The sequence below is a fragment of the Bartonella sp. HY038 genome (assembly GCF_014117425.1).
In the GTDB taxonomy this organism is placed as follows: Bacteria; Pseudomonadota; Alphaproteobacteria; order Rhizobiales; family Rhizobiaceae; genus HY038.
On record NZ_CP059725.1, the window covers coordinates 502,483 to 515,395 of the forward strand.

Consider the following 12,913-nt stretch of genomic DNA (forward strand, 5'->3'; position numbering starts at 1 on the left):
TGATACAATTCAGGCCAATTTCAAATGTCGTTTATAGCTTTTAGCTTATTTTTGATCTGTAAATTCCATTTGATGACAATTGGCGGTGAAGAGTAAAATTGTCGCGATTACAATTGAATGTCTATGTAAATTACTGCTTTTTCCTATAATCTCATCATCAGTTTGGGTGCTTAATGCGCGCCCGATTAAAACCCATTGGGAGGATTGAATGTCGGTTTCTGAAAATAAAACACTTGCACAGGTTTTGGAAGTGGTTCGTAAGCGCAATGCCGGTGAGCCAGAATTTCATCAGGCGGTTGATGAGGTTTTAGGCAGCTTGGAACGTGTGGTGGCTAAACATCCAGAATATGCTGATAATGCATTGATTGAGCGCATTTGCGAGCCAGAACGCCAAATTATTTTCCGCGTGCCGTGGATTGATGATGCCGGGGATGTACAAATTAATCGTGGTTTTCGCGTGCAATTTAACTCCGCCCTTGGACCCTATAAGGGTGGTTTGCGTTTTCATCCATCGGTCAATGTTGGCATTATTAAGTTTTTAGGCTTTGAACAAACATTTAAAAATGCTTTGACGGGTTTGCCGATTGGTGGCGGCAAGGGGGGATCAGACTTTAATCCGCGTGGCCGTAGCGACCGTGAAATAATGCGCTTTTGCCAATCTTTCATGACTGAATTGCACCGCCATATTGGCGAATATGTTGATGTGCCGGCTGGTGATATTGGTGTTGGCGGCCGCGAAATTGGCTATATGTTTGGCCAATATAAGCGCCTTACCAATCGCTATGAAGCAGGTGTCATCACCGGTAAGGGGCTTATTTATGGTGGGTCGCAAGCACGCACAGAAGCAACCGGCTATGGTGCGGTGTATTTTGTTGAACGTATGCTTGCTACCAAGGGCATGAGTTTTGAAGGCCGCAAGGCCGTTGTTTCAGGCTCTGGCAATGTTGCTATTTATACCATGGAGAAACTAATTGAGCTTGGCGGTAAGGTTGTGGCTTGCTCTGATTCCAATGGCTATATTTATGATGAAGAAGGCGTTGATCTTGATATTATTAAGGAAATCAAGGAAAAGCGCCGCGCCCGCATTTCGCTTTATCCTGAATTAAAGGGCGGCAATGCGCGTTATGTCGAGGGTGGCAATATTTGGGACGTACCATGTGAAATTGCTATGCCATCAGCTACCCAAAATGAGCTTAATGGCGAAAGCGCCCGCACTTTGGTTAAAAATGGCGTTATTGCCGTTGGTGAAGGTGCTAATATGCCATCAACTGCCGAGGCGGTGCATATTTTCCTTGAGGCGGGCACTTTGTTTGCTCCAGGTAAAGCTTGTAATGCCGGCGGTGTTGCAACCTCTGCCCTTGAAATGCAGCAAAACGCTTCACGCGATAGCTGGACTTTTGAGGAAACTGAAAGTCGTTTAGCTGAAATTATGCATAATATTCATGATCTATGCGCATCAACCGCTGAAGAATATGGCGTTGCCGGTGACTATGTTGCCGGTGCCAATATTGCCGGCTTTGTGCGGGTTGCTGAAGCGATGAAAGCAATGGGCGTCATCTGATAACAGCTTTGAAATTTAGCCGGTTGCTAATTTGTTAAATAATCTATCGGCTGATATCTAAGTGATACTATTTTTGAATGTGAAACGAGAGCACTTACACTTCATATCGGGGTGCAAATGCTTTCATTTTGTGTTTTGTACATCTGTTATGAACACTTTTTTCTTTTATCCCAAAAATAAACCCGCTTAATTGCTTAAGCGGGTTTTATTTTTATTTATCCTTAGGGTCAACACCCGGATCATCAACATTTAGCCGGTTGAAGCTTGGATGGCTTTTATCTTCAAATTTCTTGTCATCCATTGGCTCGGCATCAATGATTATTGCTGCAGCTGGCGCGGTATCAACTTTCGGCTTTTCTTCCGCCATTGGTTTTCCAGCATTGGTTGCACTTGTTTTGCCTGTACTTGTATTGGTTGTACTCGGCTTAGCCGTTTTAACCACTATTGTTTCAGTTTTACTGGTTTCAGGTTTACTGGTTTCAGGTTTGTTGGCAGGCGGCTGAGCTTGGTCAGCACTAGCAATATCAGCAACCTCTTTGCTTATGTCGTCTTTATCGGCGTTTAACTTGGTTTCCGTCTTTGGCTCGCTCGTTTGTGCCACCGCTTCAAGTTGTAAAATAGTGCTATCATTTGATAGGTCTATATCAAGTGCATTTTGATGGGTGTTTTTGGTTGGTTGCGTCCAAACACAAGTGCCGATTTGACCGCTTATCGGTGAAATAGCAACCCATTGCGGCACCATCATGCCATCAACAATCCATACTGGATCAGGCTCGGCATGCAGGGCCATTTGCAACCACTCACGCATTTTACCCTCATTGCCGCTTTGCGCTGCTTCAATGTCCGCAAGCAAGAGATAGGTGCTTTCTGTTGGTGCTTCCTTGGCAATGATTAAAGCATTTTTACGGGCCAATTCAAACTCGCCGGCTTCTAAAGCCGTGCGTGCCACAATCATTAACGAGGCATGATTTTTTGGGTTGAAACGGGCAAGATTTTGCGCCCGTTTAAAGCGATCCAAGGCACTTGCACCCAAGTAAGCATTAACATAAGTCAAGGCAAGATCTGGATGGGGCGTTGATGACCATAATTTTTCAATCATCTTGCTGCCTTTGCGCACTTCATCTAGTTTAAACAAAATGGTCGTGGCAATATTAACCGCTGGCACAAAATTAGGCTCAAGTTTAACTGCCTTTAAGGCATTGCGCTTGGCTTCATCAGGATAGGTTTCAAAGCCTTCTTGGGCTTGGCCTGCCATCATCACAACCCGCATATGTTGCAAGTCTTGATCATTGGCGGCTGTTTTATTTTTCTTGGCGGCTTTTTCATAAGTGTTAAATAGGCTAAGCGCTTCTTTCCAGTCGCCTTCAAGGCTCAATTGCTCAACGGTAGCGCGGTTTGCCCATTTTAGCGAGGCATTTAACTGGGCAGCTTCTGCCGCATATTGGTGGGCTGCATCAAAGGCTTTGCTTTTAAGTGCTTCAGCATAAAGACCTTTAAGACCAAGCAAGCGCATATTGGGATTTTCGCGCATTTTGGCGTAAACTTCGATTGCGCCCTTATTGTCGCCTTCAAGTTGCTTGGTTTGTGCATCAAGCAAAAGAATAAGCGGCTCTTTATTTTCGTCAATTAGCTTATTGCCTTGCTTTAGCATTTTGCGTGCATTGGCAACATCACCAGACATAACCGCAATTAAACCTTGTGAAAGGGCTTGGTAGCCACGGTCACGCTTGCGGTTTTTTAAGTGGCGGTTAAAGGCAAAAGGCGCAGTTATAATTGATTTGATAATCCACCAAATGAACAATAAAATAATAACCGCAGCAATGAATGCGCATGTTGCATGAAATACACTCATTACAATGCGTTGGCCAGCAATGACCATCACCACATCACCGTGATAATTGGCAAACCATGCAAGACCTGCGCCGGCCGCTACCAGCACGAGAAAATAGACTATAGCGCGGATCATGGTTGTGTCTCCCCATGGTTAGGGGCAGTTTCATGTGGTAAAGAAGCAGGTATTGGCTGCGAAGGCGCTTGCGGTGTTGTTTTTGCATCAGGATTAATGGTTAAATTGACCAATTGTGCAAGCAGTTGATCAATATCATTACGCACTTTTAGCTTGCTGATAAAGCTTGCTGAAATATCCTTGGCTGATTGTGGCAGTTTTTGCCATTCACTTAAAGCGCGATTATAATCAGCTTCCTTAATTGCAACTTCCATTCTTGCGGCAATTGCACCAGCATTATCGCCCTCTACATTACCAACAGGGCGAATAGCGACAAATCCTTTGGCATAGCTCCACGCTTTTTGCCCCAAATGTGCGTCACTGCCAACTTGGTTTTCAGTGGCAGCAATGGCATCGGCAACGCTGCTAAACTCTTCGCTTAACGCGGCATTGCTAGCAATGCCGGTGGTGGAATATTTTTTCAATTCATCAAGGGCAAGACCTTTAGGCGCAAGGCTTTCAAAGGTTGCCAATTCACTGACAAAAGAACCACCGCGATCCACCGCAGATTTTAGCGCATTGGCGGCAATAAGGGTGGTCATGCTTTTGGCGCGCTCTGCCAAGGGATCAGGAATTTTCTTAACTTCAACAGCAAGGCTATCGAGGGTTGCGTTGCTTTTGGCAATATTCGCGGTGTTTTGGCTAACTGCGCTTTCAAGCTGCTTTGCCTTATCAAGGTCACTTTGAATGCCATTAAACCGTTGTTCAGTCGCATTTTTAAAGCTTGCAAGGCTTTCATCCAGCGCATTTAATTTGCCTTCAAGCGAGCGGATTTGCGGATCATCAGCGCTGATGGTTGCTTGTGTGTTTTGGGCTAAATTTTCTTTTAATGATACGATTTCAGCTTTTAGTCCATCAAATTGCGCTGCAAAACTGCTTGTGCTTTGACGAATGTCACTTAAGGATTGTTGGGCTTGATTAGCAGTAGCGCGCGCATCATCTGCAGCTTTTGTTGCCTTTTCAATAAGGTTTTTATCAACAACGCTGATAGCATCGCTCGCATCGCTAAGTTGTTGTTGGCCTTGTTCTTTCAATTTGGAAAGTTCAGCTTTTAATGCTGACAATTCTTTTTGCACGCTATCAGAAAGCGCGGTTGCAACAGTGGTGCCCGTTGACACGGCTTGACCATGATTGGAAAGCGGGGGAATAACACCGCTAAATTGTAATGCACCGGCCAATGCAATTGCGATAACACCGCCCGCAACGCCGGCTAAAAGCCCACTACCGGTTTTTTTGCCGCTATCTGGTGTTGAAGTCATATTGGATGTAGAATTTTGTTTTGAAGTCATATCATCTTTATCAGTTGAATTATCTTTGCCACCAATTGCCGCAATTTTTTCATTTGCAGGGGCAGGTTTATTGCCACTATCTTGCACAGTTTGTTTTTGCGGTGCATCTTGTGTGGGATTATTTTGCGCTTTTGGCGCTGTCAATTGTGCCATGGCGACTGGCTCGGCATCAGGCACATTTTGTGAGCCTTTGGGCAAAGGCTCATGATCTATTGCGGCGGGTTTACGGGTTGTGCCTGAATGACGTTTTTTATCTGCTCTGGCCATAATTCCTCACATTTTCGCGGCTATAGACTGCTATTGGTTCATGTAACACAAATTAAAATATATCGTAGTCATTTTAAAATATATCTAACTTATTGCGTTATTTTCACACAAGATCAAGAAAATTACATCAAGTCACATGCTTTCACCAAGCTTTTGCCAAACTATGGTTGATTAAACATTCTTAATTTTTGTACCATAACATTTATTCGAGCAAAATGAAAAAAGAGTTTAAATCCTTTGAGCATTTTTTGATGAGAGCGCATTTTGATTTGATTGGATCAGATATGCGCTCTAATCCATAGTTTACACCGCGTTTTTTGCCCGAAAACCGCTTCACACTTTTTGGAAAAACGCTCTATTGGGTTAAAATTATAGCGGCTTTTATAAAAGTTTTAATAGGTTTTCCTCGGTTGGCTCACTGGCAATAATTGCTTGTGGTTGATATTTTTGAGGCAGGCTTTGTGCAATGCGCTTTGATAAGCATAAAAATTTTGTTGCATGATTAAAATGGCCATCAAGGACTTCAAGGCCATTTAATCCAAGGGTTGAATAAAGCAAAACCGCATCAAATTGCATTGATTTTGCGATTTTTTCTTTATTTGGTGTCATTGCAAAGGCTTCATAGGTTTCAATCGTGGTAACAAGCCGGCCTTGCGCGGTTAAGCCATCTTCCAAAACAGGGCGGCGTTGTTTGCCGGCAAGATATAAAAAATGCTGATAATTGCTGGATTTTAGCAATGAAACAAGCTGATCTGCATCTTGGGCAATAGCAGCTACATGGCGAAAACCAGCATTTTGCGCAGCTTTTGCTGTTTTGCTACCAACGCAAAAAAGGGGTAATTCTTTTATAATTTCAAGTTTTGGATCATTTTGATGGCTTGTAGCTAAAAATGCCGCTGCGCTTGATGCGCATAGGCCATCAAATTGTGATAAATCCTCGGGCAGTATAAAATTACAAGGCTCAAGCCGAGATAAAGGCGCAATAATCGTGTTAAAGCCTTTTGCTAAAATATATTCTTGCGTTTTTTGGCTGTTTTCGATGGGGCGCGTTACTAGAATAGTTTTGCTAGCCTTATCACCACCTTGCACCATATTTTACTATCCCATTCCTACCAGCTACTAAAAAACTTTTCGCCAGCATTTTTTTTAAGTTCCATTGCGGCTTCTTCACCAATTAATCCGCCATCTTGGGGATTGCCGGCAATTTTAACTTCAAAAAACTCTTTGCCATCGGGCGTTGCCACCATGCCATGAAAGTGCAAAACGCCATCTTTAACCCGCGCAAGGCCACCAAGTGGCGTGCGGCATGAACCATCAAGACTTTTTAAAAATTGCCGTTCTGCTGCAAGTTCTAAATGGGTGGTTTCATCACGTAGCGGCGCAACAAGTTGATCGGTTTTTATGTCACCCTTGCGGCTTTCAATAACAATGGCACCTTGGCCGGGCGCAGGCACAAAATAACGCTCATCAACAATTTCACTAATCACATGGGAAAGCCCCAAACGGTTAAGGCCAGCAACCGCTAAAAAGGTAGCGTCGGCAACGCCATCTTGTAATTTTTTAAGCCTTGTTTGCACATTGCCGCGAAACATCACCACTTCAAGATCTGGGCGCAAGCGACGAATCATTGCTTGGCGGCGCAGCGAAGATGAGCCAACAATTGCCCCTTGCGCTAGATCCATAAAGTTTTTAACCTTATGGCTGATAAAGGCATCGCGCGGATCTTCACGCTTTAAATAAGCGGAAAGATAAAGACCATCAGGCAAAATGGTTGGCATGTCCTTGGTGGAATGCACCGCAAGGTCAATCTCTTTATTGGTTAGGGCGGTTTCAATTTCCTCAGTAAAAAGCCCTTTGCCACCAATTTCCGATAAAGCGCGGTTTTGCACGCGGTCGCCCTTGGTGGACATGGGCACTATTTCAATTGCTTGTTGGTTAAGATTATGGGCAAGCACCAAACGATCGCGCACCTCATGGGCTTGAGCCAATGCTAATTCGCTTGCTCTTGTGCCTATTTTTAGAAGAGGTGTTTGCATCTTATTTTATCCGTGTTATAGCATATGTTAGCAGAACTAATAATTAGTTTTACATAAAAATGCATAAAATTAAACAGTTAGCGCATTTTATCAAGCGGTCAAATATTGATAAATTATTTATTTAGCAAATATTGTTAATCGCTCATTGGCTATTTTAAACTTATTGCATAAATAACAAGAAATCTGTAGCCATTTTTTTATTTTTGAAAGGTTAATCCTTAAATGCGAGTGCTTGGTATTGAAACCAGTTGTGATGAAACTGCTGCTGCGGTTGTGTTAAGAAATGAAGATGGCAGTGGTGAAATTCTTTCAAACATCGTTTTCAGCCAGATTGAGGAACATGCCCCCTATGGTGGTGTGGTGCCTGAAATAGCAGCGCGCGCCCATGTCGACGTTTTGGATGGTTTAGTCAAAAAGGCGCTTGATGAAGCAGGCCTTCGATTAGATGATATTGACGCGGTGGCAGCAACATCTGGGCCGGGTTTGATTGGTGGTTTGATTGTCGGGTTAATGACTGCAAAAGCCATTGCCCTTGCTGCTAATAAACCATTTATCGCGGTTAACCACCTTGAAGGGCATGCCTTGACCGCGCGCCTTACCAATAATTTAAGCTTTCCTTACTTATTGCTGCTTGTTTCTGGTGGCCATACCCAAATGATTTTGGTTAAAGGCCTTGGTGATTATGAGCGCCTTGGCACCACGATTGATGATGCGCTTGGTGAAGCTTTTGATAAAACCGCAAAATTATTGGGTCTTGATTACCCTGGTGGGCCAGCGGTTGAAAAAGCCGCTTTTAGCGGCGATAGCGCGCGTTTAAACCTGCCGCGCCCGTTAAAAGGTGAAAAGCGGCTTGATTTTTCTTTTTCCGGCTTAAAAACGGCGGTGCGAAAAGCGGCAACGCAAATGGCGCCGTTAAGTGATAAGGATGTTGCTGATATTTGTGCAGCATTTCAGCTTGCAGTTACTGATACTTTAGCAGACCGTGTTGGCCGCGCCCTTGAACGTTTTTTGGAAACCTATCCAGAGTTAGACAACCCAGAATTAGTAGTTGCCGGCGGTGTTGCAGCCAATAAGGCTATCCGCACCATGCTAGAAAAAACTTGCGCTGCCAAGGGCTTTGAATTTATTGCGCCGCCAATTAGTCTTTGCACTGATAATGCAGCAATGATAGCATGGGCGGGGGCAGAGCGTGCCGCAGAAAAGCTGTTTGATCCGTTAGAGATTGCGCCGCGTTCACGTTGGCCGCTTGACCAAAAGGCAGAGCCATTAATTGGTGCTGGGAGGCGTGGCGCAAAAGCATAAAGCATAAAGCGCAAAAGCATAAGCCGCAAAACTATAAGGCGCAAAAATAAGGGGCATTAATATGGATGTTAAATCGCAAGCAAAAAGTGATTTAAGCAATAAGGTGGCGCATAAAAAAATTACTGTTTTGGGTGGTGGTGCATGGGGCACAGCCTTAGCCACTATGGCGGCAAATCAAGGCCATGATGTGCGCCTTTATGCGCGCTCCACAGCAATGGTTGATGATATTAATCTTAAACAACAAAATAGTGAATATTTGCCCGATATAAAATTACCTAAGACAATTATTGCCACCACTGATGTTAAAGCAGCAGTTGCCCATGGCGAAATTTTGTTAGGGGTTATACCAGCGCAAGCCTTTGGTGCATTTTTAAGCGATATTGCGAGCGATATTAAAGAAAATATACCCATGGTTTTATGCGCCAAGGGTATTGAGCGGGCAACAGGGCGCTTCATGTCTGATGTTGCAAGTGATATTTTAGGCAAAGATCATCCAATTGCCGCCTTATCTGGCCCAAGTTTTGCCGCCGATGTTGCCAAAGGCCTACCAACCGCCGTTACCATTGCCGCCACCAATGCCGACCTTGCTAAAAATTTAGTGCATGTTTTTTCTGGGGCGCGTTTTCGCTGTTACGCATCGCATGATTTAATCGGCGTTGAAATTGGTGGCGCGTTAAAAAATGTGCTTGCCTTGGGGGCAGGGGTTACCACTGGGCGCGGTCTTGGTGCAAGTGCGCAAGCTGCATTGGTAACGCGTGGCTTTGCCGAAATGCGGCGCATTGCAACAAAATTGGGCGGTAAGGCTGAAACCATGATGGGTCTATCGGTACTTGGTGATTTAATGCTAACCGCATCAAGCCCCCAATCGCGCAATTATTCTTATGGGCTTGCGATGGGGCAGGGGTTAAGCCTTGATCATTTACCTTTAGCCGAAGGGGTTGCCACCGCGCCAATTGCTGCTAAGCTATGCAAGGACAATGATATTGACGCGCCAATTATTGATGCAATAGCCGCCTTAATTGATAAGCGTATTAGTATTGATGAAGCAATGGATGGTTTAATTTCACGGCCACTTAAATTTGAGGATTAATAAAATGCTTTATGCAATTATTGCGAATGATAAGCCTGACCATGTTGAAAAGCGTCAAGAGGTTCGCCCAAAACATCTTGAATATTTGACGAGCCTTGGTGACACGCTAAAATTTGCAGGACCTTTTTTAGATCATGAAGGCAATGGCGTTGGAAGCCTTGTGGTGGTGGAAGCTGCTGATATAGCTGAGGCTGAAAAAATCATGAAAAATGATCCTTATGCATTAGCCAATCTTTTTGCCGATGCACAGGTTCGTCCTTGGCGCTGGGCAATTAACAATCCTGAAAATAGTTAAGGCAGAACCCTAAACTTATTTTGTTAAAATAAGCCGGCAATTATTGGCAACAAAGACTGCCGGCTTTTATTTTCCACTATTGATTTTCCACTATTTATTTTTCTAAAGGCAGGCATATGGCATATTGGCTTTTTAAATCAGAACCATTCAAATGGTCATGGGAGATGCAAAAGGCAAAAGGCGAAGAAGGCGAGCAATGGGACGGCGTGCGCAATTATCTTGCCCGCAATAATATGCGCGCCATGCAACTTGGCGATAAGGCGTTTTTCTACCATTCTAATGAGGGGTTAGAAGTTGTTGGTATTGTTGAAATATGCGCGCTCGCCCATCATGATACAACAAGCGATGATCCGCGTTGGGAATGTGTTGATATTAAAGCTGTTTGCGATATGCCAAAGCCGGTGACGCTAAAAGCGGTTAAGGCTAATCCTAAGCTTGAAAATATGGCACTGGTTACGTCTATGCGCCTATCGGTGCAACCGGTGCGTGAAGATGAGTGGCTTGAGGTTTGCCGCATGGGCGGCCTTGAACCTGCCCCACAATAAGCGATAAGCACCCTATATATTCGCTCTTTGATTTGACGGTTAGTTTATCAACTAGCCGTCATTTTGTGTGGTTTTGCGTTTTAAAGCTTACAATTTTCCGGCATCATCAAGGTCAAGCCCCTTAGTTTCAGGTGCCCAAGCGATAGAAACAATAAGTCCAATTGCTGTAACGGCTGCAGCAACATACATGGTATTGCTAATGCCAATAGTTTCAAGCGATATTGGCACCAAAAATGTACCAATAGCAGCGCCAATGCGCGTTGCTGAAACACCCCAACCCATGGCATAGGGGCGAAGTTCGGTTGGGAATATTTCATTTGGATAGACAAGCTCTAATACTTGGGCGCCGCCAATAAACAAAGCATAAGCCCCAAATAAGATCAAAACAATAAGTTGCGAAGAATTAGAAAATGCACCCAATAATAGCAATGCCAAACCCGACCATAAAAAACTATGAATGAGCATTTTGCGCCGGCCAAGGACATCAATCAATTTGGTTGCAACAATACAGCCAACCACAAATAATAGCGTGATAACAACCGAGCCATAGGCTGCCCAATCGCCTTTTAAATTTAATGCATCCAATACTTTTGGCGCAAAAGCATAAACGGCAAAAACAGGAATAATCGCACAAGTCCAAAAAATAATCACAAATAGCAAGCGCTTGCCATAACCCATGCGCAGCATATCACCTAAGGATAGTTTTTTCATCGCCGTATCTTTTGACAAATTGGCAAGCGAAAAATTTTCCCCATAGATTTTTTTGATAATGGCAAGGGCTTCGCTGCTGCGGTTTTTGGTAATTAACCAGCGCGCCGATTCAACAGTGCCTAATCGCGAGATTAACAAAATAATGCCAATGATAACCGAGCTTGCTAACGCCCAGCGCCAACCATTTTCACCCGTAAAGCGCATGATAATGTCACCAAAAATATAGGCAAGGGCAGCGCCGGTAAACCATAAAATTGTGAAGCCGGCTAAACGACCGCCGCGATTTCTTTTGGGGACAAATTCAACAAAGAGACTGGTGGCAGCCGAATAATCAATGGCAATGGCTATGCCAATCAAAAAACGTAAAAGAAAAATAATGGTTGGTGAATCTGTCCAAAATTGCAATATTGAGCATAGCAAAAAGATAATTGGCGCAACAAAAATTATTTTTTGCCGGCCAAATCTGTCGGTTAGCCAACCACTAAATAGGCCGCCTGCAAAGATCCCAAGCAATGCTGATGTTGCAATCATTCCCTGCCAAAAATTGCTTAAATGTAAATTAGCGGTCATTTGCACCAAAGCGACACCAATAATGCTTAAAATATAACCATCCATCAGCGATGCACCGCCCACCGAAATGGTTAAACGTTGGTGAAACGCGTTTAACGGCACGCCCTCAATTGATATAGTCGATTGTTCCATTTTATCCTCCTCCGTTAGTTTTAAAAATTTTTTTCGATTGGAATCCTTTGTATACATATTGTATAATGTAAATTTTAAATGATAAGTTACTGATAGTTATGACCTATCAATTTTTGAAATTTAGGTTTTTAAGCTTTAGTTATTTATTGCTTTCACGTTTTCGCTTTTTAAAAATTATATCCTTGGAAGCAAGAACCGCGCCGCAGGTAATAAGAATACAGGCGGCCAAAATTTTCCAATTTGGCTCGGTAATGCCAAACAGTACTAAAAGCAGTGTCGATAAAAGCGGGGTTGCATAGCTTGTGGTGCCAAGTACTTGGATATTGCCATTTTTAATACCATAATCCCAACAATAAAAGGCAAGACCAACAGGAAAGAGGCCAAGGGCAATCATTGCGCTCCACTGGGTTAAACCCCGTGGTAAAATATTGGCTTCACCAAAGATAAAATGGCAAATGAGCGATAAAATCGCTGATATAAAGCAAAATCCACCAACAAGCAGAGTTGGAATGCGGTTGAAACGGCGTGCCAATAGGGAATAGCTTGCCCAAATAGTTGCACTGCAAATTGCGGCCAAATAGCCTAAACCATAGCGGCTATCAAAGCCTAAGCCACCGCTTTTGCTAACCACAAGGATTGTGCCACAAAAGCCAAGGATAACCCCGCCTATATGGAACCAGCGCAATTTTTCATTGGGCATAAAGGCAGTGCCAAGCACAATTAATAATGGCCAAAGATAGTTGATAAGACCCGCCTCGGCAGGTGGTGCATTGCGCAGGGCAGTAAAATAAAAGAAATGATGGCCAAATAAGCCGCCAATGCCAATAAGCCAAATGATAAGTGGCTGTTTTAGCAATTTAAGATTTTGCGGGTGGAGTATAAGTTTCAAAATTGCCGGAAGAGAGCCAATAAACAGTGCAATAGCGGTTAATAAAAATGGCGGCACCGCACCGGTATAGGCAGTTAATGTGACCATGATAGCCCACATTAAAATGGCAAGAAGACCAATGATCGTCGCCTTTGATGACATATGTGATGGGGTGTGCATCGTCTCTTCCTAACATGCAGCAGATTTTTAAACGGTGAAAATGGAATCAAGTTTGTGCTTTG

At 43.7% G+C, this 12,913-nt stretch carries 11 protein-coding genes; 5 read left to right on the forward strand and 6 right to left on the reverse strand.

Features of this window, described 5'->3' with window-relative positions; all coding sequences use genetic code 11:
- Nucleotides 1-208 precede the first annotated feature (208 nt).
- Nucleotides 209-1,561 (forward strand): NADP-specific glutamate dehydrogenase, encoded by a 1,353-nt coding sequence (gdhA, locus tag H3299_RS02065; protein WP_182418682.1) that lies wholly within the window; start codon nt 209-211, stop codon nt 1,559-1,561.
- Between the two features lie 211 nt (nt 1,562-1,772).
- Here the strand turns inward: gdhA and H3299_RS02070 are convergent, their stop codons facing one another.
- The 4 genes from H3299_RS02070 to hemC form a co-directional block, all read right to left on the reverse strand.
- Complete coding sequence (locus H3299_RS02070) at nt 1,773-3,527, reverse strand: heme biosynthesis protein HemY (protein WP_182418683.1); 1,755 nt, start codon at nt 3,525-3,527, stop codon at nt 1,773-1,775.
- Nucleotides 3,524-5,122 (reverse strand): hypothetical protein, encoded by a 1,599-nt coding sequence (locus H3299_RS02075; RefSeq protein WP_182418684.1) that lies wholly within the window; start codon nt 5,120-5,122, stop codon nt 3,524-3,526. The genes H3299_RS02070 and H3299_RS02075 overlap by 4 nt, the downstream gene beginning before the upstream one ends.
- Nucleotides 5,123-5,503: 381 nt before the next feature.
- Nucleotides 5,504-6,214: a uroporphyrinogen-III synthase gene (locus H3299_RS02080; protein WP_182418685.1), complete on the reverse strand. Its 711-nt coding sequence runs from the start codon at nt 6,212-6,214 to the stop codon at nt 5,504-5,506.
- A gap of 17 nt (nt 6,215-6,231) precedes the next feature.
- Nucleotides 6,232-7,158 carry a hydroxymethylbilane synthase gene (hemC, locus tag H3299_RS02085; RefSeq protein ID WP_182418686.1) on the reverse strand — a complete coding sequence of 309 codons (927 nt, stop codon included), beginning with the start codon at nt 7,156-7,158 and terminating at the stop codon, nt 6,232-6,234.
- A gap of 222 nt (nt 7,159-7,380) precedes the next feature.
- Between hemC and tsaD the strand changes: the two genes are divergently transcribed.
- The 4 genes from tsaD (at nt 7,381) to H3299_RS02105 (ending at nt 10,390) form a co-directional block, all read left to right on the forward strand.
- Entirely contained in the window at nt 7,381-8,460 is a 1,080-nt protein-coding gene (gene tsaD, locus H3299_RS02090) for a tRNA (adenosine(37)-N6)-threonylcarbamoyltransferase complex transferase subunit TsaD (RefSeq protein ID WP_182418687.1), read from the forward strand.
- Nucleotides 8,461-8,521: 61 nt separating this feature from the next.
- Complete coding sequence (locus H3299_RS02095) at nt 8,522-9,550, forward strand: NAD(P)H-dependent glycerol-3-phosphate dehydrogenase (RefSeq protein ID WP_182418688.1); 1,029 nt, start codon at nt 8,522-8,524, stop codon at nt 9,548-9,550.
- Between the two features lie 4 nt (nt 9,551-9,554).
- On the forward strand, nt 9,555-9,845 hold the full coding sequence (locus H3299_RS02100) for a YciI-like protein (RefSeq protein ID WP_182418689.1): 291 nt from the start codon (nt 9,555-9,557) through the stop codon (nt 9,843-9,845).
- A 116-nt stretch (nt 9,846-9,961) separates the two neighbouring features.
- Nucleotides 9,962-10,390: an EVE domain-containing protein gene (locus tag H3299_RS02105; RefSeq protein WP_182418690.1), complete on the forward strand. Its 429-nt coding sequence runs from the start codon at nt 9,962-9,964 to the stop codon at nt 10,388-10,390.
- A gap of 87 nt (nt 10,391-10,477) precedes the next feature.
- Here the strand turns inward: H3299_RS02105 and H3299_RS02110 are convergent, their stop codons facing one another.
- Together H3299_RS02110 and H3299_RS02115 are read right to left on the reverse strand one after the other, a co-directional pair.
- Nucleotides 10,478-11,803: an MFS transporter gene (locus H3299_RS02110; protein WP_246708111.1), complete on the reverse strand. Its 1,326-nt coding sequence runs from the start codon at nt 11,801-11,803 to the stop codon at nt 10,478-10,480.
- A 139-nt stretch (nt 11,804-11,942) separates the two neighbouring features.
- The gene (locus tag H3299_RS02115) at nt 11,943-12,833 is read right to left on the reverse strand and encodes a DMT family transporter (protein WP_182419599.1); all 891 of its coding nucleotides are present in this window, start codon (nt 12,831-12,833) and stop codon (nt 11,943-11,945) included.
- Between the last annotated feature and the right edge of the window lie 80 nt (nt 12,834-12,913).